Below are 23,684 nucleotides of genomic sequence, written 5' to 3'. Positions count from 1 at the left end.
AAACATTGGAGGATTAATGTGATAGATAGATATAGCAGAAAAGAAATGAAAGATTTATGGAGTGTTGAAAATAAATTTAAAGCATGGTTAAAAGTTGAAATTTTGTCTTGTGAAGCATGGGCAAAATTAGGTCATATACCATTTGAAGATGTTCAAAAAATTGCAGATAATGCTGCGTTTGATATGAATCGTATTAATGAATTAGAAAAAGAAACAAAGCATGATGTGATTGCATTTACGAGATCAGTCAGTGAAAGTTTAGAAGAAGAAAAAAAATGGGTTCATTATGGATTAACCTCTACAGATGTTGTAGATACAGCAAATGGATATATCTATAAACAAATCAATGAAGTATTAAGAAAAGGTTTATCTAATTTTATTGGAATCTTAAAAGAAAAGGCGCTTCAATATAAACACACTGTTCAAATGGGTAGAACCCATGGAATACATGCAGAAATCACAACTTTTGGAATGAAATTCGCATTGTGGTATGAAGAAATGAACCGCAATCTGCACCGTTTTAATGAAGCTGCAAATGAAATTGAAGTGGGAAAAATATCTGGAGCAGTAGGAACGCATGCTAATATTCCGATTTATATAGAAAAATATGTATGTGAAAATCTTGGTATCCATGCTGCTAAAATATCAACTCAAACACTTCAAAGAGATCGGCACGCTAATTACATATCTACCTTAGCATTAATCGCATCGTCTTTAGAAAAAATGGCAGTTGAAATAAGACACTTACAAAGAACTGAAGTAAAAGAAGTGGAAGAGTATTTCAATAAAAATCAAAAGGGATCTTCAGCGATGCCTCATAAGCGTAATCCAATTTCATCAGAAAACATTTCAGGATGCGCAAGAGTAATTAGAGGGTATATCGTTCCAGCATATGAAGATATTGCCTTATGGCATGAAAGAGATATATCTCATTCATCTGTCGAACGTATTATTATGCCAGATGCAACTATTCTTCTAGATTATATGTTGCATCGATTCTCAAAAGTAATAGATACATTAGTCGTATATGACGAACAAATGATGAAAAATATTTACGCTACACATGGTGTGATATTTTCACAAAGGGTATTATTAAAACTAGTTGATAAAGGGTTATCAAGAGAAGAATCTTATGACCTTGTCCAACCAAAAGCAATGTTAGCTTATCAAAATCAAGTTTCATTTAAGGAAGTATTAAAAAATGATCAAACGATTAAACAATATTTAACTGATTTAGAAATAGAAAATTGCTTTAATGTTTCTTATCATTTAGAAGCAATTGATGAAATCTTTGAGCAATTAGGATTATAGAATTGTCATCTTTTAGTATTTAAGTGAATATACTTAAACAACTAAAAGAAGGTGATAATAATGAATAATCGATTAGAAGAGATAACCTTAGCATTACTAGAGATGATTAAGAAAGATATATCCCTTCAAAATGAATTAGAGAAAACAATAGATTTGGATGAAGGTTATCATCCTAAACTAGAATCACTACATCTAGAAAATGCGGAAGAACTACAGAGAATTATATATGAAATAGGATGGTCAACTGTTGCGAAAGTAGGTCCTGAAGCTGCTTATGCTGCTTGGTTAATTTTACAACATGCAATTAGTAGTCCATCATTACAAAGAGATAACTTACCATTATTAATGGAACTTGCAAATAAAAATGAGATATATCCTAGTGAAGTAGCCGTATTATATGATAGAATTTGTTATTTTGAGTTTCGCCCTCAAAAATATGGGACACAATTTGAATTTGATGAAAATGATGAGTTAAGTCCATGGGAAATTGAAGATATGAATCTTGTAGATTCTTATCGAAAACAAGTGGGTTTGCCACCTTTGGAGGAAACTATTAAAAGAATGAGGGAAATCGTTAAAAAAACAAATGAAAAACCTACTAAATCATATAAAGAAAGAATTAAAGAACGAACTGAATGGGCGAAAAAAGTGGGTTGGATAGAATAATGATAAAAAAATACTTTCTAAATTTTTTTAGAAAGTATTTTTTATTATATATATTTTTAATTGCTACCAATAATCATTAATACTGTAGCTGATTCAAAGCCATAATCTTTAATCCAATCTTTAATTGTCTTACCTTCCTGTTCTAATGATGAGTATAAATCTCCTTCAACTTCTAATCTACCTAAAACTTTATCAATTAAATCATCGAAGTATTTGAATAATTCTTCTGATTTAGAATCTTCAGTTTCATGTTTATAATCGAAAATTTGTAAATCACTTAGGTTTAAAAAGTCAACAATTTGAATAATTTCATCTCTCTTGTAAGTTTCATCATGATAAACCCCACGAGCTGAATCAATTTTTGCTGACCAGTGATGAATTAAAACATGAGACATTTGGGCATTCGTTAGATTATCACAAAACATCTCACTTATTATAAAACGACCATTTGGTTTCAATACCCTCTTCATCTCTTGCAGTATTTTTTTTGCGTCTGGTAAGTGATGAAGTGAGTTAGAAATGCAAACTGTATCAAATGTATTGTCATTAAAATCCATCTTTTCAGCATCCATTTCTATAAATTGAATATTTTCATCTTTAAATTGATTTTTACAAAATTCAATTGCTTGAGGAGTTGTATCAATTCCAGTTATATCTGTGTAATCTTTTAGGGTATTTTTAAGAAAGTTTATAAATTCTCCTCGACCTGTTCCGACATCTAATATTTTACCTCCAGAAAATGTTGATAATATTTTTTTGCAATTTTCCATTTTATCCCTCCTATGCACATATAAGTATATCATTAGAAAAGAAAAATGAAAAGATATATAAAGAATTAAATATTTAACATTTAGTTATAATCTTCTTTTCTCTCACCGATATCATTATATTTATATTGTGTGACTAAATTGTGATAACTAAATATTGTTTTTGTGACTTATAGATAACTCAATTATATTTTATAACTAGTTCCTTATTTTGGTTTATAATAAATATATTATTTGTTATAATAAGAGTATCGATTTTAGATATTTAGTTGATTAAGGTGATGAAAAATGAAGAAATTGCAGTTGTTATTTTTAATGACCATTTTATTATTTATAAGTTGTAATAATGTATATGCTAGTGAAGAAGAACAAGAGATGTTAATGAATCAATATGATTCATCAAAACCTATAATCTTTCGCTACTCAGAAAAACCAGTGTTTTTACCAAAGGAAATAAAGGTAGTAAAACAGCAATTTAGAGGAGTCTATGTTTATACCAATAAAAACTTAGACTTTAAAACAGAAAATTCTATTAAAGCATTTAAAGCTCAATATGAAGAAATATTAAATACTTTAGAAGAATATAATATGAATGCGATCATTTTTCAAATTAGACCAACGAATGATGCGTTTTATCAATCTGAGCTAAATCCTTGGTCAAAATATTTAATGGGGACAGAAGACCAAGACCCAGGGTGGGATCCTTTAAAATGGATGATATCAGTAACTCATGGAAGGGGAATCTCATTTTATGCCGGATTTAATGCGTTTCGAGTATCTAATGCTACTAATTTAGAAAAAGTATTCTTTATTAATTCTTTAAGCGAAAAAAATTATGCCAATAAACATCCTGAGTATGTATTAACTTTAACTAATACTAATGGTCAATATCAATATATATTAAATCCTGGAGAAGAAGATGTAAAACAATTTGTTTTGGATAGTATTATGGAAATTGTTAAAAATTATGATATAGATGCGATAAATTTAGAAAACTTCTTTTATCCAATGAGTGCTCTTGGTAATTTTAATGATTCGAAACAGTTTAACAATAACAATGAAGACAATTTAACGGTTGATAATTGGAGAAGACAGAATATTACAGATTTAATTATAAATGTAAAAGATGAGATTATTTATTATAATAATAAATATAACAAACGTATTCAATTAGGAGTAACACCTTATGGTGTTTGGGATAATTATAATTTAGATAATAAAAATGGTTCTAAAACAACGGGTTATACGAGTTATGGTAACGAATATGCTGATACAAGATTTTGGGTTAAAAAAGAATATGTAGATTATATTGCCCCACAAGTCAAGTGGGAATTTGAAGATCCATCTACTCCATATGCTGATGTAGTACAATGGTGGGCAGAGACAGTAAAAGATACTCAAGTCAACTTATATATTAGTCATTATGTTAATCCGAATTTAAAAAATCAACATCAAATATTAAATCAACTAAGATTTAATCAAAATTATAGTGAAATTAAAGGGAGTTTACTTTATAGTTATCATACAATAAATAATCAAAATAATGATAGAATTACCAAGTTATTAGAAACTATAAAAACAGAATATTGGCATAATATTACAATTCATCCTGTTATTAAATCTGTCGATAATAAACCACCTAAAGCTGTTGACCGATTATTAGTGAAATATATTAAAAATACAGTAAGACTATCTTGGGATAGTGTAAAAGAAGCTAAACTCTATTTAGTCTATCGATTTAGAAATAACGAAGAGATGAATTTATCTGATCCTACATCAATTATTGAAATAGTTAATCAAACATCTGATGATAAAATAGTATTTATTGATAATAATATTAGAAATAATAATATTTATCGATATGTTATAGTTACTATTGATGAAGCATATAATGAAAGTGCACCGGTTATTTTTGATATTGATTTAAATCCAAACAAAATGCTACCGACTGAAATAGTAATATTTTCAATAACAAGTTTAATTACTTTTATTGTCATCAGTTACACAGCTATTAAAACATTAAGAAATAAAAATTAAGAAGCAATTTATAAATTGTTTCTTTTATTTTTTTGTTGTTAATTTTTCAAATAATGTTATAATAACATTTATAATGAACTAGGAAGTAAAATTATGTTATTGAATTCAATTAAAGTAAAATTAATTAAAAAAAATCTCTCTATATACAATTTTTATTTTTTTGCCTATTTCTTTGCTTTAGGTGCATTTTTTCCATGGTTTCCTGTTTATATGAAAGAGGTAGCCGAATTACCTAAAGAAAGAATAGGGATTATTCTATCATTTAGTCCACTTATTTCTATTCTCTTTCAACCAATTTGGGGGATAATAAACGACAAATTTCGTCTTGATAAAAAAATTGTTTTTTTAGGGATTGTTATGATGAATCTATTTATTATACTTATCTTGATAAATAAAGATTTTTATTTCGTTGCGATGTATGCATTATTGTTTGGTTTATTTAGTTGTGGGGTTGGTCCTATCCAAGATAGTTTAACCGTTCTTTATACAAGTAAGTATGGGTTTAAATATGGTGATGTACGAATTTATGGTTCATTAGGTTTTGCACTTGCTACTCTTATCACTGGATATACAGTAAAGGAATATGGGTATACTAGTATTATAATATTATGTACTTTATTTTATATCCTAGCGTTAATGGCTTTTATGAAAGTAAAACAAGTTAGATTACCTTTACTTAAGAAAAATATTAAAAGAAAAAATCATTTACTCTTAGTTTTGAAAGATAAAAGATTCATCGTATTTCTCTTTTTTTCAGCCCTAAGTATAGGTGTTTTAAGTGCTATGAGTAATTATACTACTTTACGAATAACAGCTTTAGGTGGATCAACATCTCAAATAGGTGTTGTTACATCTTTAACGGTTATAATAGAAATTATAACGATGATATATATTACCAAAATTAATAATTCTATCAGTGATTTTAAATTGTTAATTATATCAATTATAATCCAGGTCCCATTTTTACTTGTTTATGTATTTTTCGATCAATTAAATCTGTTATTATATATATTATTAATTAGAGGTATATCATCAGGACTATTTATTCCTGTGATGGTTAATTTTATATCCTCTTTATTACCAAAGGAAAAAATAGCATCAGGTTTAATTTTATATTCTGCGTTATCTATCAATTTAACAGGATATATTACCACAATTTTATCTGGTTATATTATAGTATGGTTTTCTTATAAAGTTCTGTTCGTTATAATATTAATATTGGTACTAACTTCTTTCATATTTGCATTTTTACTTTATGAAATGAAAAAGAGATAATAGAAAAAAAACAATCAAAAAAAACGTTATCATATCTTATAATTATTGTAGAAAACAAAATTTTCTGATATAATCATGAAATTAAAAAATCTATATTTTAGGAGGCCCCCATGGAGAGAATCTCTGATTTGTATGGAAGCAGTCTTTTTAACGATTGCGTAATGCGTGAAAAATTACCTAAAGATGTTTATCGAAATTTACAGAAAACAATTAAACTTGGAACAGCTTTAGAATCTAATGTAGCTAATGTAGTTGCTAACGCAATGAAAGATTGGGCTATAGAAAAAGGTGCGACCCATTTTACACATTGGTTTCAACCAATGACAGGGAAAACAGCTGAGAAACATGAAGCATTGTTTAGTATTATGGAAGACAACCAACTACTTGAGGAATTTTCTGGTAAAAATCTAATAGTAGGTGAGGGAGATGCTTCTTCATTTCCAAGTGGTGGTCTTCGTGCAACTTTTGAAGCAAGGGGTTATACTGTATGGGATTGTACATCACCAGCTTTTCTAAAAGAAAAGGATGGGACGGTTACTTTATGTATTCCAACGGCCTTTTGTTCATATACTGGTGAAGCATTAGATAAAAAAACACCGTTATTACGTTCAATGCAAGCACTTGAAAAAGCAACGAAAAGAATATTAAAACTTTTTAATATCGAACCATTAAGAGTATTTGCTACTGTGGGAGCAGAACAAGAATACTTTTTAATTGACAAGAGATTATATCAACAAAGAAAAGACATAATTTATACAGGTAGAACTTTATTTGGTGCTCCTGCACCAAAAGGGCAAGACTTAAATGATCATTACTACGGATCAATTAAAGAGAATATTTATGCATTTATGAAAGATATTGATCGAGAGTTATGGAAATTAGGTATTCCAGTGAAAACAAAACATAATGAAGTAGCCCCAGGTCAACATGAACTCGCGCCTATATTTTCTACAGTAAATATGTCAACTGATCAAAATCAAATTATATTAGAAGTATTAGAAACAGTAGCAAACAGACATAATCTTGTGTGTTTGTTGCATGAGAAACCATTTGCATTTATAAATGGTTCAGGAAAACATAATAATTGGTCCATTTCAACTAGTGATGGAGTTAATTTATTTGAACCAGGTGATACCCCTCTTGAAAATACAAAATTTTTAATTTTTTTATCAGCTGTTATTAAAGCAGTGGATAAATATTCTGAATTATTAAGATTATCAGCTTCATCTTATACGAATGATTTTCGTCTCGGTGGAAATGAAGCACCACCAGCAATTATTTCTATTTTTGTTGGAGAACAGCTTGAAAAAGTTTTAGAACAACTTGAAAAAGGTGTATATTTTGAGACTAAATCATTAAGTAAAATTAAAACAGGTGTTATCACTTTACCAGTTTTACCAAAAGATGTTACAGATAGAAATCGAACGTCACCATTTGCATTCACAGGAAATAAATTTGAGTTTAGAATGGTGGGAAGTTTACAAACAATCGCTGACCCGAATATTATATTAAATACAATCGTTGCTGATGTATTAAATGAATTTGCTGATGAATTGGAAAATGCTGAAAATTTATCACATGCGATAAAAAATTTAATTTGTAAAACGATAAAAAACCATCGAAGAATTATTTTTAATGGTAATGGTTATTCAGATGAATGGGTTAATGAAGCTAAAAGACGTCAATTACCTATTTTACAGACTGTAGTAGATTCAGCTCCGCATTTTATTTCTGATAAAGCGATTAAATTATTTACTAATAATAAAGTATTGAATGAAAGTGAAATACAATCACGTTATGAAATTCGTTTAGAAGATTATGTCAAACGTGCTAGAATTGAAGCAACATCAATGCTTCATATCGTAAATAAACAAATAATACCTGCTTCAATTAAATATATGAATGACATTGCTTCAAATATCAATCATATAAAATCAATCAATTCAAATATTACTGTTAGAGCACAAGAAGATAGATTAAGAGAACTATCAGAAACATTAAATGAAACTTATGAGGCATTAGAACAATTACAAAAGTCTTTAGATGAAGCGATGAACACAGAAGATTTATTTGATAAAGCTAAAGCATATAAGAATGATGTTCTAAAAGTGATGAGTTCTCTAAGAAAACCATGCGATCAGTTAGAACTATTAGTGGCAAAAGAGTATTGGCCATTTCCGACCTATGGTGATTTACTATATAGAATTTAATATATAAAATTTGACTTTTTAGAATATATTGGTAAAATTAAAATTGCTTATCGTCACAATTAAATAAAATCCACTTGCGGTTCGCTTAAACTCCCGCGTTATCAAAACTATGTGGTTATGATTTTCATACTAATACAATATAAATTTGTATTGGCTTTTTACATTCAAACCACAGTTTTCTGTGGTTTTTTATTTAATTATGTAAATAATATATATGCATAATAAAATTAGAAGGGAAGAAATAAAATGTTATTTCCATTTTTAAACTATTTACCTAATGAAATAATTTGGTTAGTATTTGCCTTAGTTAACTTCATTGGGATCACTATCTTTTATAAATTTTTTGGTAAAACAGGTCTTTTTGTTTGGATAGGTTTTGGTACAGTAATTGCTAATATTCAAGTTTTAGAATATTTAGAATTTTTTGGAATTACTGCTACCCTTGGAAACATCATGTATGGTACACTATTTTTAGCAACGGATTCTTTAAATGAAAAATATGGAAAAGATGAGGCTAAACAAGCAGTATGGTTAGGTTTTCTTACGTTAGTATCCATGGTTATCATTATGCAGGTTGCTATCCAATTTAATCCGCATGTGATAGATGAAGCACAACCACACCTAATATGGATTTTTAATTTAATTCCTCGAATTGCTTTAGGTAGTTTAGTTGCTTATTTAGTTAGTCAATTTTTTGATGTATATTTCTTTCATAGAATTAAAAGAAAATATAGCAGTGATCTCTTATTATGGTTAAGAAATAATGGTAGTACAATAGTAAGTCAGCTGATTGATTCAGTTATTTTTGTTTCAATTGCCTTTTTAGGTGCTTTACCTTTTAGCGAGTGGTTTGAAATATTAATCACAACCTACATTATTAAAGTGATAGTAGCTGCATTAGATACACCTTTTATCTATTGGATTAAAAAAATTAAACCAATAAATGAAAAATAGAAAGGATGAGTATGATGGATTTTTCAAAAGAACTATATGAGGCGAAAAAGGCTGCGATTATCGCTGGTAAAAAAGTAATGGAAATATATCGAACAGATTTTAAAATCGATTATAAAGAAGATGAATCACCGGTTACACAAGCAGACCTTATGGCTAATGAAATCATCATTAGTCATTTAAAACAAGCGTTTCCTACCTATGCTTTTTTGTCAGAAGAAAGTGCTGATGATGTTTCAAGATTGGATAATGATTTATGCTTTATTATTGATCCAATTGATGGAACTAAAGAATTTGTTAATAAAACAGGAGAGTTTACAATTAACATTGCATTAGCTTATAAACAAGAAATTGTTATGGGAGTAATCTATGCACCAGTTTTAGAAGAATTATTTTATGCTGAGATTGGAAAAGGGGCTTTTAAAGTTAAGGAAAGGGAGTGCACACAACTTTTTGTTTCAGATAGAAAAGATCATTTAAGAGTTGCTGAAAGTAGATCTCATAAATCAGAAAAAGTACAACGACTATATGATGAAAACAAAGATATAATTGAAAAATATTATGAAGTTGGTTCTACCTTAAAGGGATGTTTTTTAGCAAGTGCTAAACTTGAGGCTTTTTATAAATTTGGCTTAGGAACGAAAGAATGGGATATTGCTGCTATGGATATTGTTATAACTGAAGCAGGTGGAATTTTTAGGGATTTGAATCATAATAAGTATCAATATAATAAAAAAGATGTCTACAATAAATATGGATATTATGCGATTAATAAAGAAGAAAATCTATTTGAATTTGATTATTTAAAATAAATATTTAGTGAAAACGTTATTAAAATTTGATTAATATTAACTTATCAGTTATAATCTATCTGTAAGTAAAATTGAATAATTGCATTAAAGTCGTATAACGTCGGAAATAAGGTCCGAAAGTCTCTACCTATCAACCGTAAATTGATAGACTACGCTCAGTGCTTTTTATCAAAAATTGATAGGTTATATTAATTTTTTCACCAATCTAATTTTTGGAAATAAGCACCATTAGTAGATAAGAGCTATCTGATATTATTTGGAGAGCTTTTTTGATTTTAATGGGAATTATTAAAAAAAATTAATTTGGAGGAGAAATATGAAATTAATTAATGACTATTTCAGACTACAGGAAAAAGGTACAACAGTTACGAAAGAGTTAATCGCTGGTTTAACAACATTCTTATCAATGGCTTATATTTTAGGAGTAAATCCAGGGATTCTATCGACTCCAGGCACAGAAATGAATTTTAATGGTGTTTTTATAGCCACAGTTGTTGCTGCTGCACTAGGTACATTAATTATGGGAATACTTGCTAACTATCCAGTTGCCTTAGCTCCTGGAATGGGAATGAATGCATTCTTTACTTATACGGTTATATTTACAATGGGTTATAAGTTCGAACAAGCATTGGCGGGAATATTTATTTCTGGTATTATTTTCTTAATACTTGCTTTAACTGGTGTAAGAGAAAAAATCATTAATGCCATTCCAAACAATTTAAAATTAGCCGTTGGAGCTGGAATTGGTTTCTTTATCGCATTTATCGGTTTGAAAAATAGTGGAATTATCACTTATCTTCCTAATGACAACCCAGCTGAAATTATACCAACACTTGGTGATTTAGGAAATCCTGCTATTTTAGTTGCTGTCATTGGATTAATTATTACTATTATTTTATATGTATTAAAAGTTCCTGCAGCAATCTTTTTGGGACTAGTTATCACTACAATCGTTAGTGTTTTATTTGGACAATCTCAATCTGGTGCAGCTCAAGCTATTAACTTTAAGGAAGATCATCTTTTCGGGGCATTCTTTAAAGGTTTTACAGATGGGACTTGGGACTTTAAGTTTTTCATCGTTATTTTTACCTTCTTATTCCTAGATTTCTTTGACACAGCAGGTACTTTAGTTACCGTTGGAAGACGTGCAGGATTAGTTAGCAAAGAAGGGCAATTATTAGGTTCAAAAAAAGCATTAGTTGCTGATGCAACTGCAACAGTTATTGGTGCAGTATCTGGTACATCTTCAACTACTTCATATGTTGAATCATTATCAGGTGTTGAAGCAGGTGGACGTACTGGTTTAACTTCTGTATTTACCGGTCTATTCTTCGTTTTATCAATTGTTTTATTACCTTTAACAGGTTATATTACTGCCGCTGTAACTGCTCCAGCCTTAATTATGGTAGGTATTTTAATGGCCTCTCAACTTAAAGAAATCGATTGGGATGATACAGCCGTAGCTGTTCCTGCGTTCTTAACAATCATTGCAATGCCATTAGCTTATTCTATCTCAACTGGTATCGCACTAGGTTTCATTTTCTATCCAATTACTTTATTAGTAAGTAAACGTCATAAAGAAATAAATGTAATTATGTATATTCTTGCTGTTGTTTTTATATTATATTTCCTAGTTTCATCTAATACAGTAATGGATCCAATTTATGATTTGTTTAAATAAATAATATATAGACCTTGTTATCACTTCGATAATAGGGTCTCTTTTATGATTAATTAAATTCAAAAAAAAGTTAGAATAAAAAATTAAAAGTATTTAAGTAATAGTTAAAATATATAAGATTTACCATTTTTACCATAAAAATTATACTTAAATTCCGTTGACATTTTATTACACCTATGTCATAATGAGTAGAACTTTTAATTCAGTCCAGAGAGGCTGAGAAGGACACGATAACAGTATATTAATTGGAGAACGTGTACCCTCTTAAGCTAATTGGACTTAGGAGGTTTTTTTATGCAAAAAACTTCTAAAAGTCAATAAATAAATAGGAGGAGTTCAAATATGAGAAAATCAGATTTAATTTATGATGTTCATGAAAAACCAGGATATGGAAAATGGATTATATTGAGTCTTCAACATGTCTTAGCAATGTTTGGAGCTACTGTATTAGTACCAATATTAACAGGATTACCAATAAGTGTAACATTAGTATCAGCGGGGATAGGGACATTGATTTACATTCTATTAACAAAAGGTAAATCTCCTGTATTTTTAGGATCTTCATTTGCTTATATTGCACCAATTATGTCCGCATCTGTAATCGGTTTTGGGTTGAGCAACGAAAATGTGCAAAATTATCTAAAGCATAAGGTACAATTAAGTGATTTAGGATTAACTTCTAGTGATTTGAATTTATTCGCTGTTACAGTTGGGTTAGTATCTGTTGGAATTACATACTTGATTGTCGCTTTGATAATTAGATTTGTTGGTACAAATTGGATTAATAAAATATTACCTCCTATCGTTATTGGACCAACCATCATGGTAATTGGTTTAAGCTTAGCTGGTGTTGCAGTAAAAATGTTAAGTGAGAATGGTCAAGGGACATCGGATTGGAGATATATAGTCGTTGGATTGTCTGCATTATTAACAGCGATATTAGTCGCAAATTATACGAAGGGAGTATTACAACTAATTCCGATTATGTCTGGAATTGTTGTAGGATATATTGTTGGAGTGTTGTTTGGAATAGTTGATTTTTCACAAGTATACGATGCTGAATGGATTGAGATACCACAATTTGTGTGGCTAAATAAAACTGCTTATAGTCGATTTGAGATGAGTCAAATTTTAGACATTGTCATCTTAATGGTACCTGTTGCCCTTGTGACAATTTCTGAACATATTGGAGACCATTTAGTTTTGAGTACAATAATTGGTAAAGATTTAACAAAAAATCCTGGTTTAGCTAGGACACTAGCTGGTGATGGATTAGCGACATTAACTGCTGGCTTATTAGGTGGACCTGCCAATACAACTTACGGTGAAAATACAGGGGTTGTAGGAATTACAAAGGTTGCTTCAGTTTGGGTTATTGGAGGCGCAGCTATCGTAGCATTAGTATTAGGATTTGTTGGAAAGTTTACTGCATTAATTAGTACAGTTCCTGCTTGTGTTATGGGAGGAGTTAGTATGATGTTATTTGGAGTAATCGCATCAAGTGGTGTAAGAGTTTTAATAAATAATAGAATAGATTTTAGTAAACAAAGAAATCTGATAATCGCAGCTGTGATTTTAGTTTCTGGTGTTGGTGGATTATCAATTAGTATTGGAAAAGTGACATTTACAGGGATGGCATTATCAGCTATCATTGGTATTATTTTACATCAAATATTACCTGAAAAAGAAGCTGCCTATGGACCTAAAAACCAAGGTTAAAATAATCTAATAGATGAATAATTACCGCTTTTAAAGTAAAACATATAAAAGGATATCACTTAAATAAGGGATATCTTTTTTGTTTATTTATCGGTATAAATTTCTTGCTTTGTGAAAATATTGCTTTAAAATAGGCATACTTTGTGATAAAATGAATTAGAAATATATCAATAATAGAAGGAGGAAGCATTATATGAAGCGAATTGTCGTTCTTGGTGGAGGATATGGTGGAATATTAACAGCTAAGTACATGGAAAAAAAATTAAGAAAATTAGATGTTAAAATTACAATCATTGATAAGAATCCTTACCACACAATGTTGACAGAACTACATGAAGTAGCAGCAGGTCGTGTTCATGAAGATTCCATCAAAATATATTTTAACCAAGTAATCGCAGGACGTAGAATAGATTTTAAATTGGATGAAATAAAAAACATTGATTTTAGTAATCAAAAGTTAATATCTGATAAATCTGAATACCCTTATGATTATTTAGTTATTGGTACAGGATGTAAACCTACATTTTTTGGACATGACGAATTTAAAAAACATGTATTTACTTTATGGTCTCTAGAGGATGCGAATAATCTTCATGAGCATATTTTAAATCAATTTAGAAAAGCTGCGAAAATGGATGATGAAGAGGCTAGAAAACAGTCTTTATCATTTGTGATAACAGGTGCTGGATTTACTGGTGTTGAGATGGCAGGAGAATTAGCTGAATATGTTCCTGAATTATGCCGTGAATATCAGATTAATCCTAATCAAGTTAGTATTAAATTATTAGATATGGCAAAACGTGTTTTACCAACATTCCCTGAAAAGTTATCAATTAACGCAGTAAAAAAATTAGAAAAAATAGGTGTAGAGTGTTTAACTGGACACCCATGTGAAAATGTTACAAGTGAATCAATTTCATTTGGTGAAAAAACGATAAAAACTGAAACTATTATATGGACAACAGGCGTTGAAGGGTCGACTCTTGTAGACAGTATAACTGAAATTAACAAAAAAGGTCGTGGACGCTTAGTATGTAATGAGTTTTTACAAGCAGAAGGAAAAGAAAATGTCTATGTTGTAGGAGATAATATTTTCTATATTCCTGAAGGGGAAGAAAAACCAGTACCTCAAATGGTTGAAAACGCAGAAAATTCTTCAAAATTAGTTGCTCATAATATTGTAAGTGATATTAAAGGAAAAGAGAAGAAAGTTTATAAACCTGCCTTCCATGGTGCGATGGTATGTATTGGAGGAAGAAAAGGGTTAGCTCAGGTTGGAACATCAAAAATGATGTTTAATATCAAAAATAGTTTCATTGCTTTATTTATAAAACATTTTATAAATGTCATCTATTTTATGCAAGTATTAGGTTGGACAAAAGTTTGGTCGTATATAAAACATGAATTTTTTAACACGAAAAATAATCGTTCTATGGTTGGTGGTCTTTTCTCTAAGAAAACACCTAGTTTTTGGACTGTCCCATTAAGACTATGGTTAGGATTTATGTGGTTCTTGCAAGGATTACCAAAAGTAATAAAAAAATTATCAGGTGGATGGGATAGTTATTGTACGTTAAATGAATTTCCTAAAACATTTGAAAATAATGGATTAATCTGTTCTTCGTTAGGAAAAACAGTAAATTTCGTTAATGCAAATCCAATAGCAAATGATTATACAGTTCCATCAACAACTTACCAAGATTTAAATGGTTTTGATAAGATATTAACTTACATCAATGAATTTTTTGCAGGATTCAAACCAAATGTTACAACTGATTATGGGCTTTCATATAATGTTCTTTATGTGTTTGATTATTATGAACAGAACTTTAAATGGATTGGTTGGTTGTTCGAAATTTTAGAATGGCTATATAATATCTTTATGAGTATATCTGATTGGTTTATGGGTACTATTGTTACATGGATGGCTCCATTCTTTGAATTTGGCTTAGCTATCGGAGAATTAGGAATAGGAATATTATTAATCCTTGGTTTATTTACTGTATTAGCTTCAGCTGGTTCGTTAATGTTAACCATCATGGTTATTGTAGGAAGTTTATTCTCTTATAATGGTATCTTCTTATCAGAGTTAATTTGGTATTTAGTAGCAAGTATCGTTTTATTAAACTTCGGTGGAAATGGTCATGTACTATCATTAGATTATTATGTAATGCCAAAAGTACATGGTTTCTTACAGAAAATACCGTTTGTTAAGAAATGGTATATTTATGGAGAAAAAGTTGACTTTTAAACTCCTATACAAAGAATAAATTAAGGAGGAAAAAATGAAAAAAATATATGGTTTATTATTATTAGTTGCCCTTATATTTACATTATCATCATGTGGACCAAATTCTAATTATTATAATTTAGGTTCAAAAGGATTTTATTATTATAAAGATGAACCACTAGTTGTTGATCCCTATGAATTATTTAAGGAAAATACAGATTGGTTAGATATTTCAATGTCTAAAGCTAAAAAACCACAAAACTATTATAATGTAACCGTTGAGTGGCGTAGAAATGGAACGTATGATAACTTTGAAACATTAGAAACTGTAGATAATATGATTCAGTTTGAGAATCCCTATAAAAAAGTAGGGACTAATGTTAGTTATGATTTCAAACTACATTTTATTAATAAAAAAGACGGTAATGAAAAAAATATGATTAACTATTATGGTGTATTTACATTTATTAAATCTCCAGCGAATCCTTCTAAGAAAGTTGTTAATATTAAAATAAATACTACATATACATTATTAAAAAATGTTATTGAGTATAACTTAGAAGACAAACCAATGACACCAAGTGAGTTATCTAATGTTTATGATATTTCTTATACAGTGAAAAAAGATAATGCTAATGTAGCAGTTACTGACGGGAAAGTAACTTTTGATGAAGTAGGAGATTATGAAGTTACTATAGAATTAACTAAAAAAGTAGCGGAAACAGATGCGGTTTCTAGTGCTTCACAATCAGGTGGAGATTCTGAAAAAATGATGTTAACAATAAATTATACAATCACTGTAAGAGAATAAAATCCAGAAATGTATATACAAAAGACCAATTATCATAATGGTAATTGGTCTTTTTAATAAGTTCGTTTCTCTAATTCATCTAAAATATTAACTAAAATATATTTTTTTTCATGATCTAATTTACGAATTGCTTTTTTTGCTTTTTTTATATACCTTTTACTAAAATTTTTACTTTTTTTTATGGAATTACTGTTTATAATATATTGAATACAATGATTATATTCTTCTATTGAAGCATTTTTTTGTAATTTCAATAAATGCTTTTTAATTTTTTTATCCTTTAATGCAAATATCACTGGTAAAGTAATATTTCCATTCATTAGGTCAGCCCCGTTTGGTTTTCCAAGATGCATTCTGTCTTGAGTAAAGTCTAAAATATCATCAATAATTTGAAAAGATATCCCTAAATTAATCCCATATTCGTAAAGAATCTTGAGTGTTTTTTCAGATGCATTTGTTAGTTTTGCTCCTCCTAATAGTGAAGCAGTAATTAATAGAGCTGTTTTATTTCTAGTTTTATTTATATATTCATCAAAGGTTATATCAAAGTTAAATAATAAAGATTGTTGATTTATTTCCGATTCACATAAATCGGTTAAACTAAAACTTTCATAATACATATCTTCAAATTGATAGGAAGAAATATATTCACTACTTAATGCTACCAAATAGTTTCCTAATATAAGCGAGTTATATACACCATTTTCTACATGTAAGGTCTTTTTTCCGCGCCTTATATCAGCTTTATCAATAATATCATCATGGATTAATGAAGCAGTGTGAATTAATTCGAATATAGCAGCTAATGTGTAGACTTCATCTTTTTTTTGTTCTCCAAAGTAACTTCCGAGGACAGTAAATATAGGTCGTATTCGTTTTCCTGATGAAAAGATTAAATTATGTAATTGTTCTTTATAGGATGTTGATAAATCATTGTCTTTTTCTAAAAAGCCATTTATTTTTTGGTCTAATAATTCTTTATCAACATGGCATATTTCAGCTAAATCCATTTAATCACCTACTTTTTAATGAAAGAATAATATTAGTTAGTAGTTGATCGTCGTTGTGTTCATTTAAAATATTTAACATAATTTGTTTTGTATTTATCGCAAATACTTCCAAAATATCATATAATTTATTTTTATATAATAATTCTGCAACGTAACTACTTATATAATCTCCAATTAATATATGGTAAGGTTGATTAAGGGAATCATCTGCAGCGTTTTTATGATACATTAGAGATGCATAAAATAAAGTGTATGAAGCACAGATAAGATTAGTATGAATTGAGTCTAAATTATCATCAATCAACCTTTTTTTTATTTCATAATATTTTGTTTCATCTACAATAAAGTCTATTGGTGTATTATGTATTATGTAGTTTTTGACATATTGAATATATTTATTATGATTCATTGTATACACCTCGATAATGATTACTACTTATTCTTACATATTCTTTTCTAAAAGTCAAATAGTATTCTGTAATAAATAACACAATTGTGAGTTTGTGTATAAAAGAATAAATTACATTGTTTTTTCACAAAATATATTGAGGTTTTCACAAAATTATTGTATAATCAACTTGTGAAATAAATCATATTTTAGAGGAGGAAATATTCGATGAAAAAGTTTTTTATGATTATGATTGCATTAATGGTAGCGATTACAGTTAGTGCATGTAAAAAAGAAGTAGTTAAAGAAGGAAAATTCGATAAAGCTGATGGACAATATTTTGCTGTTTCAGAAACTGCTAATAATGGATATGTTTATTGGACAGTAGTTACTATCAAAGACAAAAAAATCACAGATGTAGAGTGGGATGGTTATAATGTTGATGGTGGTGCTTCAAAATGTCTTGGTGATAGTAAATATCAATGTTCTGTAGATGGAAATTATAAAATGAAAGACATCGCTCAAAGCCCAAAAGGATATTGGTACGAACAAGCTGATAAAGCAACTAAGTGGATCGTAGATAATCAAAAAGTTAAAGCTGATGTAACATTTAAAGAAGGAAAAACAGATGCGATTTCTTCAGTATCTATTACTACAGAAACTTTATTTAATTTAGTTGATACTGCTTTAAATACTGATCCTGTTGCTAAAGGTGACTATGCAAAAGATGGATTCTATTATATTGAAGCAGCAGCATCAGATAATAGAGAATATTCATATGTAGCACAATACGAAGATGGAACTCCTGTATTAGATGACAATCAGGAACCAGTATTATTTGAAGCTACTGCTGGAGAATATCAAGATTATACATTTGGAACATTTATTATTGTAAATGGAAGAATCGTACATGCTGATTTCAATGCTACTTATAAACTTTATGATTTTAAAATGGAAGAAAATAAGTTTGTACTTTCAGATGGTAAAAAAATCGTTTTATGTGATGAAAATGGAGATCCATTAAATACATATTTAACAAAAGATACTGCAGGAATGAATTATGGAATGAGAGCAGCTGGTGGAGAATGGTATGAGCAAGCTGATAAAGTTGAAGCTAAATTAGTTGCTGATCAATCATTAAATATTACTATTGAAAGTGGAGATTGGGGTCCTAGTGGAACTATTGATGGTCTTTCAAGTGTAACTTTCGGACATTCAGTAGTTGATTTTAACACAATCTTAGAAGACTTAAATAGTAAAGCGAAATAAGTAATAATAGAAGTTATCAGGAAACTGATAACTTTTTTTATGTATATTTTTAACACGAAAAATAATTATGAAGTTAATTATTTTTTATCATCAAAAAACCACTCAACTAGAGTGGTTTTAATTATTATAATAATTCAAAATGGTAGATTGAATCAACACCTGATGATTTATAAACTTTCATATTAGAATCAATAAAGACTGCTTCAACACCTTCATAATTTTCGATAAATTTTAATCCTTCTTCAACACCAAGAGTAAATATCGAAGTCGATAGTGCATCAGCTGTAGTGGAACTTTTTGTGAGAATCGTTACACTTGAGATGTTATTTTCAGCAGGATATCCTGTATCTGGGTCTAAGATATGGTGATACATTTTTTGAGTGTTAGGGTCGATTATGTACCGTTCATATACACCTGATGTAACAACGGTTGAATCGGTTAAGAATACCCTTCCTAAAGGCGAACTAATATCTTGTTTAGGATCTCTAATCCCTATTGACCAATTTTCAGTACCATCAGTCCTTTTTTCAAAACGACTACCTAAAACATAGATATTTCCACCTAAGTTAATAATTGCATGTTTTATTCCTTGAGCTTCAAAGTATTCTACTAACTTATCTGCAGCAAATCCTTTAGCAATAGCACCCAAATCAATAATCATACCTTCTTTAGGTAATAATACTGTTTTTTCTTCATCATTCATTTGAACTGATTGGTAGTTAGTAAGTGGTAAAAGAGATTTTATTTGTGTATCAGTTGGTGCTGGATGAGATTCTTCAACACTATGAATATCCCATAAATCTACTAATGGTCCAATCGTAGGATCAAATTTCCCATTTGTTGTATTTGCAAAATCCATTCCTATTTTAATAACTTCATATAAATCATCTGAACATTTAAAAGCTTCACCAGAACCGGCAGATTGATTTAATAAGTATAATTCACTTGGATCTTCATTTTTAAGAGGTTTAGTTCTTTGAAAAGTTCTTTGAATATGTTGGATAATGTCTTCAGCACCTTCCCAAAGATTTGAATCCGTAGAATAAGATTTAGTATCCCATACTTGAATAGTAATTATAGTATCAAAGTACTGATAATAATCGATTCCTGATTGTTGTATTTGTTGTATTTCTTTTTTTTGACACCCTGTTAATATAATTGTAAGAACAAGGATAGAAAGAGTGATTAGTTTGCGCATAACTTCCTCCAGTTTTTTCCTCATGTAATTTTTTCTTCTGTATTAATAGTTCTTCCCCTGAAATCCCTGGTGATGTTACTCTTATAAATACCCCTGTTAGCAAAATTGTAAGAGAAGGTTAAAGAGTGATTATTTATGAATTACATTCTCCAGTTTTTTCCTCATGTAATTTTTTCTTCTGTATTAATAGTTCTTCCCCTGAAATCCCTGGTGATGTTAGGTTGTTAATATTTAAAATAATATCTAAGTCATCTTTTGATAAAATTTGTTTATTAATAACTAAATCTTTGATAGGTTTATTTAATTTAATTGCTTCTTTTGCAATATCAGCTGCTTTTTTATAACCAATATGAGGTGCTAATGCTGTTACGATACCAGCACTCCTTTCAACATATAAAACACATAACTCTTTATTGACAGTAACACCAGAAATTGCTCTTTGATAGAATGTTCTTATCCCTCTTCTTAAGATATCAAGTGATTGGAATAAATTAGCAAATAAAACAGGTTCAAAAACGTTTAATTCTAATTGCCCGGCTTCAGCTGCTTTTGTAATTGTAAGATCATTTCCAATAACTTGGAAAGCGATTTGATTGATTACCTCTGGAATAACTGGATTGACTTTACCAGGCATAATAGAAGAACCTGGCTGCATTTGTGGAAGATTAATTTCATTAAACCCAGTTTTAGGACCTGATGCCATTAATCTTAAATCGTTGGCAGTTTTTGATAATGAGATAGCACATGTTTTTAAAGCAGAGGATAACCATACAAATGAATCTAAATTTCTTGTTGAATCGACTAAATCCTCAGCTTGTTTAAATTCAACGTGTGTAAAATCAGAAATGATTTTTACTACTTTTTGAATATAAGTTGTATTAGCATTAAGTCCTGTACCAACAGCTGTTGCTCCCATATTTAGAATTTTTAAATCACTAATCGAATGTTCAATACGATTAATATCTCTTTCTAGGGCTGAAGCAAATGCATTGAACTCTTGCCCTAAGCGAATTGGTACAGCGTCTTGTAAGTGCGTTCTCCCCATTTTAATAACGCCACCAAATTCATTTGCTTTATCTAAATAAGAACGATGTAATCTTCTCATTTCTAATAATAATTTTTCTGTTAACTTAATTGTAGCAATTTTACCAGCAGTTGGAACAATATCATTTGTAGATTGACTAAAATTAACATGGTCATTAGGATGAACAATATCATAAACCCCTTTTTGACCACCTAAAATTTCTTGTGCTCTATTTGCGATTACTTCGTTAGCGTTCATATTCATTGAAGTTCCTGCGCCGCCTTGTATCATATCAGTAATAAATTGTCTATACAGTTTACCTGATGTAATCTCATCACAAGCTTTAGCAATTGCTTCATAAATATCTTCTGATATCATTCCTGCTTCAAAATTAGCCATAGCAGCAGCTTTTTTCGTAATCGCAATTCCTTTAATCATTTCTTTATGAACTTTTTGTTTTGTTATTCGAAAATTTTCTTTTGCTCGTAAAGTTTGAATGCCATAATAGGCATCAACAGGAACTAATTTTTCCCCTATGGAATCAGTTTCTATCCGATATTTTGATATATCCATTGTTATCTACTCCCATTACTTTATTCTTGCCACATTTGTCTCAATTGCTGCTTTTATAACTGCTTCACTAACAGCTACTGCAACGCGTTTATCGAATGGTGATGGTATGATATAATCTGGTCTTAAATCTTGATCATCGATTAATGAAGCGATAGCAGCAGCAGCAGCGAATTTCATTTTTTCATTAATTATTGTTGCTCTGCAATCTAGTGCGCCTCTAAATAATCCTGGAAAAGCTAATACATTATTTACTTGGTTAGGATAATCACTTCGACCTGTTCCAACGATGAAAGCACCAGCTTCTTTAGCTTCTTCAGGCATAATTTCAGGTGTTGGGTTAGCCATCGCAAAAATAAATGGGTCTTTATTCATAGTTTTAACCATTTCTTTTGTAACTAAACCAGCTAAAGAAACACCCACAAATACATCAGCACCTTCTAAAGCTTCAGCAATACCACCCTGTTTATCACTTTTATTTGTAATTTCTAATAATTCTTTAGTTAAATCGTTATATAAATCAATTTTAGAATGATGAATAATACCTTTACTATTTATAGCAATAATGTCTTTTACATTTATATCATGTAACATTCTAATAATTGAACTTCCTGCAGCACCAGCTCCTGATACGACAACGACTAAATCTTCAATTTTCTTACCTGTTAAACGACAGGAATTTAGAAGTGCAGCGATTGTCACAATGGCTGTCCCATGTTGATCATCATGGAAAACAGGAATATCTAACTCTTTTTTTAATCTTCTTTCAATTTCAACACAACGAGGAGCTGAAATATCTTCTAATAATATGCCTCCAACCCCAGGAGCTATTAATTTACAGGTTTTAATAATATCTTCTGTATCTTGTGTATCTAAACAAATTGGGAAAGCATCAACTCCACCAAATTGTTTGATTAAAATTGCTTTTCCTTCCATAACAGGAAGAGCCGCTTCTGGACCAATATTACCTAACCCTAAAACTGCAGTACCATCTGTAACAATTGGAACTAAGTTACCTTTATTAGTATATCGATAAGCATCATCCCTATTTTTGTGAATAGCTCTACAAGGTTCAGCAACACCAGGTGAATAAGCTAAACTAAGTTCTTGTTGATCAGTAACTGGTACTTTTGAACGAATCTCAATTTTACCTTTGTTTTTTTCATGTAACATTAATGATTGTTCATAAATATTACTCATACTATTCCTCCACTTTATATTTTTTAATATTATCCATCATTAAATCATTTCCATAGATGTCATTAACTACAATCGCTGGAAAATCAATAACTTCTAATTTTCTAATGGCCTCCGCTCCCAAGTCTTCATAGGCAATTATTTTAGCCTTTTTAATGGATTTAGCAATTAAAGCAGCTGTTCCGCCAATCCCACAAAAGTAGACAGCTTTATACTTTTTAATCGCCTCTTTTACCTCTTTATTTCGGTCTCCCTTACCAACCATGCCTTTAAGTCCGTGTTTTAAAAGGAGTGGTGTATAAGGGTCCATACGATAACTAGTTGTAGGTCCAGCAGAACCAATTACCTGATTAGGTTTGGCTGGTGTTGGACCAACATAATAAATAATTTGATTGGTTATATCAAATGGTAATTCTTTATTATCTTTAATTAAGTTAGCTAATCGAAGATGCGCAGCATCTCGTGCAGTATAAATAGTCCCTGTGATAAGAACTCTATCACCTGCATGTAATTTTTCAATGACTTCCTCAGTTAATGGGGTTGAAATTTTCATATTAA

The 23,684-nt window shown here is 29.6% G+C and carries 19 protein-coding genes and 1 riboswitch; of the genes, 12 read left to right on the top strand and 7 right to left on the bottom strand.

Annotated features, from left to right (window positions below; all coding sequences use genetic code 11):
• The first annotated feature begins 18 nt into the window (after nucleotides 1-18).
• Together purB and KHQ81_13680 are read left to right on the top strand one after the other, a co-directional pair.
• The gene (purB, locus tag KHQ81_13685; protein ID QVK17865.1) at nucleotides 19-1,311 is read left to right on the top strand and encodes an adenylosuccinate lyase; all 1,293 of its coding nucleotides are present in this window, start codon (nucleotides 19-21) and stop codon (nucleotides 1,309-1,311) included.
• A gap of 60 nt (nucleotides 1,312-1,371) precedes the next feature.
• Nucleotides 1,372-1,977 (top strand): hypothetical protein, encoded by a 606-nt coding sequence (locus KHQ81_13680; protein QVK17864.1) that lies wholly within the window; start codon nucleotides 1,372-1,374, stop codon nucleotides 1,975-1,977.
• A 56-nt stretch (nucleotides 1,978-2,033) separates the two neighbouring features.
• On the opposite strand, the gene KHQ81_13675 is transcribed toward KHQ81_13680, so the two are convergent.
• Complete coding sequence (locus KHQ81_13675) at nucleotides 2,034-2,747, bottom strand: class I SAM-dependent methyltransferase (GenBank protein ID QVK17863.1); 714 nt, start codon at nucleotides 2,745-2,747, stop codon at nucleotides 2,034-2,036.
• Nucleotides 2,748-3,032: 285 nt separating this feature from the next.
• Here KHQ81_13675 and KHQ81_13670 point away from each other — a divergent pair, with 285 nt between their 5' ends.
• The 9 genes from KHQ81_13670 to KHQ81_13630 all read left to right on the top strand — a co-directional run bounded on the left by KHQ81_13670 (nucleotide 3,033) and on the right by KHQ81_13630 (nucleotide 16,470).
• Entirely contained in the window at nucleotides 3,033-4,781 is a 1,749-nt protein-coding gene (locus KHQ81_13670) for a family 10 glycosylhydrolase (GenBank protein ID QVK17862.1), read from the top strand.
• A 93-nt stretch (nucleotides 4,782-4,874) separates the two neighbouring features.
• Entirely contained in the window at nucleotides 4,875-6,056 is a 1,182-nt protein-coding gene (locus KHQ81_13665) for an MFS transporter (GenBank protein QVK17861.1), read from the top strand.
• Nucleotides 6,057-6,166: 110 nt separating this feature from the next.
• Nucleotides 6,167-8,266 (top strand): glutamine synthetase III, encoded by a 2,100-nt coding sequence (locus KHQ81_13660; protein QVK17860.1) that lies wholly within the window; start codon nucleotides 6,167-6,169, stop codon nucleotides 8,264-8,266.
• A 246-nt stretch (nucleotides 8,267-8,512) separates the two neighbouring features.
• On the top strand, nucleotides 8,513-9,220 hold the full coding sequence (locus KHQ81_13655) for a queuosine precursor transporter (GenBank protein QVK17859.1): 708 nt from the start codon (nucleotides 8,513-8,515) through the stop codon (nucleotides 9,218-9,220).
• Between the two features lie 14 nt (nucleotides 9,221-9,234).
• Nucleotides 9,235-10,029 carry a 3'(2'),5'-bisphosphate nucleotidase CysQ gene (locus KHQ81_13650; GenBank protein QVK17858.1) on the top strand — a complete coding sequence of 265 codons (795 nt, stop codon included), beginning with the start codon at nucleotides 9,235-9,237 and terminating at the stop codon, nucleotides 10,027-10,029.
• A gap of 70 nt (nucleotides 10,030-10,099) precedes the next feature.
• A riboswitch (purine riboswitch) is annotated at nucleotides 10,100-10,201 on the top strand.
• A 153-nt stretch (nucleotides 10,202-10,354) separates the two neighbouring features.
• The gene (locus tag KHQ81_13645; protein QVK19647.1) at nucleotides 10,355-11,710 is read left to right on the top strand and encodes an NCS2 family permease; all 1,356 of its coding nucleotides are present in this window, start codon (nucleotides 10,355-10,357) and stop codon (nucleotides 11,708-11,710) included.
• A gap of 342 nt (nucleotides 11,711-12,052) precedes the next feature.
• Complete coding sequence (locus KHQ81_13640; protein ID QVK17857.1) at nucleotides 12,053-13,429, top strand: NCS2 family nucleobase:cation symporter; 1,377 nt, start codon at nucleotides 12,053-12,055, stop codon at nucleotides 13,427-13,429.
• Between the two features lie 193 nt (nucleotides 13,430-13,622).
• Nucleotides 13,623-15,680 carry an NAD(P)/FAD-dependent oxidoreductase gene (locus tag KHQ81_13635; protein ID QVK17856.1) on the top strand — a complete coding sequence of 686 codons (2,058 nt, stop codon included), beginning with the start codon at nucleotides 13,623-13,625 and terminating at the stop codon, nucleotides 15,678-15,680.
• A gap of 34 nt (nucleotides 15,681-15,714) precedes the next feature.
• Nucleotides 15,715-16,470 carry a hypothetical protein gene (locus tag KHQ81_13630; protein QVK17855.1) on the top strand — a complete coding sequence of 252 codons (756 nt, stop codon included), beginning with the start codon at nucleotides 15,715-15,717 and terminating at the stop codon, nucleotides 16,468-16,470.
• A gap of 53 nt (nucleotides 16,471-16,523) precedes the next feature.
• On the opposite strand, the gene KHQ81_13625 is transcribed toward KHQ81_13630, so the two are convergent.
• Entirely contained in the window at nucleotides 16,524-17,480 is a 957-nt protein-coding gene (locus tag KHQ81_13625) for a polyprenyl synthetase family protein (protein QVK17854.1), read from the bottom strand.
• A gap of 4 nt (nucleotides 17,481-17,484) precedes the next feature.
• Nucleotides 17,485-17,889, bottom strand: coding sequence for a hypothetical protein (locus tag KHQ81_13620; protein QVK17853.1), 405 nt, complete (start codon nucleotides 17,887-17,889; stop codon nucleotides 17,485-17,487).
• A 207-nt stretch (nucleotides 17,890-18,096) separates the two neighbouring features.
• On the opposite strand from KHQ81_13620, the gene KHQ81_13615 reads away from it, so the two are divergent.
• Nucleotides 18,097-19,137: a hypothetical protein gene (locus KHQ81_13615; protein QVK17852.1), complete on the top strand. Its 1,041-nt coding sequence runs from the start codon at nucleotides 18,097-18,099 to the stop codon at nucleotides 19,135-19,137.
• A gap of 124 nt (nucleotides 19,138-19,261) precedes the next feature.
• On the opposite strand, the gene KHQ81_13610 is transcribed toward KHQ81_13615, so the two are convergent.
• From KHQ81_13610 to KHQ81_13595, 4 genes are all read right to left on the bottom strand, one after another.
• Nucleotides 19,262-20,335 carry an FAD:protein FMN transferase gene (locus KHQ81_13610; protein QVK17851.1) on the bottom strand — a complete coding sequence of 358 codons (1,074 nt, stop codon included), beginning with the start codon at nucleotides 20,333-20,335 and terminating at the stop codon, nucleotides 19,262-19,264.
• Between the two features lie 133 nt (nucleotides 20,336-20,468).
• Nucleotides 20,469-21,932 (bottom strand): aspartate ammonia-lyase, encoded by a 1,464-nt coding sequence (locus tag KHQ81_13605; GenBank protein ID QVK17850.1) that lies wholly within the window; start codon nucleotides 21,930-21,932, stop codon nucleotides 20,469-20,471.
• A gap of 15 nt (nucleotides 21,933-21,947) precedes the next feature.
• Nucleotides 21,948-23,129 (bottom strand): NAD-dependent malic enzyme, encoded by a 1,182-nt coding sequence (locus KHQ81_13600; GenBank protein ID QVK17849.1) that lies wholly within the window; start codon nucleotides 23,127-23,129, stop codon nucleotides 21,948-21,950.
• 1 nt (nucleotide 23,130) lies between these two features.
• Complete coding sequence (locus tag KHQ81_13595; GenBank protein ID QVK17848.1) at nucleotides 23,131-23,679, bottom strand: Fe-S-containing hydro-lyase; 549 nt, start codon at nucleotides 23,677-23,679, stop codon at nucleotides 23,131-23,133.
• Nucleotides 23,680-23,684: the final 5 nt, after the last annotated feature.

Source organism: Mycoplasmatota bacterium, from assembly GCA_018394295.1.
GTDB lineage: Bacteria > Bacillota_I > Bacilli_A > Haloplasmatales > Haloplasmataceae > JAENYC01.
This window is presented reverse-complemented; position numbering and strand designations above follow the sequence as displayed.

Excerpts from the sequence above, each read along its gene's own strand:
- KHQ81_13680 (QVK17864.1), top strand. The coding sequence starts at position 1,372 with ATGAATAATCGATTAGAAGAGATAACCTTAGCATTACTAGAGATGATT.
- KHQ81_13675 (QVK17863.1), bottom strand. The coding sequence starts at position 2,747 with ATGGAAAATTGCAAAAAAATATTATCAACATTTTCTGGAGGTAAAATA.
- KHQ81_13670 (QVK17862.1), top strand. The coding sequence starts at position 3,033 with ATGAAGAAATTGCAGTTGTTATTTTTAATGACCATTTTATTATTTATA.
- KHQ81_13665 (QVK17861.1), top strand. The coding sequence starts at position 4,875 with ATGTTATTGAATTCAATTAAAGTAAAATTAATTAAAAAAAATCTCTCT.
- KHQ81_13660 (QVK17860.1), top strand. The coding sequence starts at position 6,167 with ATGGAGAGAATCTCTGATTTGTATGGAAGCAGTCTTTTTAACGATTGC.
- KHQ81_13655 (QVK17859.1), top strand. The coding sequence starts at position 8,513 with ATGTTATTTCCATTTTTAAACTATTTACCTAATGAAATAATTTGGTTA.
- KHQ81_13650 (QVK17858.1), top strand. The coding sequence starts at position 9,235 with ATGGATTTTTCAAAAGAACTATATGAGGCGAAAAAGGCTGCGATTATC.
- KHQ81_13640 (QVK17857.1), top strand. The coding sequence starts at position 12,053 with ATGAGAAAATCAGATTTAATTTATGATGTTCATGAAAAACCAGGATAT.
- KHQ81_13635 (QVK17856.1), top strand. The coding sequence starts at position 13,623 with ATGAAGCGAATTGTCGTTCTTGGTGGAGGATATGGTGGAATATTAACA.
- KHQ81_13630 (QVK17855.1), top strand. The coding sequence starts at position 15,715 with ATGAAAAAAATATATGGTTTATTATTATTAGTTGCCCTTATATTTACA.
- KHQ81_13625 (QVK17854.1), bottom strand. The coding sequence starts at position 17,480 with ATGGATTTAGCTGAAATATGCCATGTTGATAAAGAATTATTAGACCAA.
- KHQ81_13620 (QVK17853.1), bottom strand. The coding sequence starts at position 17,889 with ATGAATCATAATAAATATATTCAATATGTCAAAAACTACATAATACAT.
- KHQ81_13615 (QVK17852.1), top strand. The coding sequence starts at position 18,097 with ATGAAAAAGTTTTTTATGATTATGATTGCATTAATGGTAGCGATTACA.
- KHQ81_13610 (QVK17851.1), bottom strand. The coding sequence starts at position 20,335 with ATGCGCAAACTAATCACTCTTTCTATCCTTGTTCTTACAATTATATTA.
- KHQ81_13605 (QVK17850.1), bottom strand. The coding sequence starts at position 21,932 with ATGGATATATCAAAATATCGGATAGAAACTGATTCCATAGGGGAAAAA.
- KHQ81_13600 (QVK17849.1), bottom strand. The coding sequence starts at position 23,129 with ATGAGTAATATTTATGAACAATCATTAATGTTACATGAAAAAAACAAA.
- KHQ81_13595 (QVK17848.1), bottom strand. The coding sequence starts at position 23,679 with ATGAAAATTTCAACCCCATTAACTGAGGAAGTCATTGAAAAATTACAT.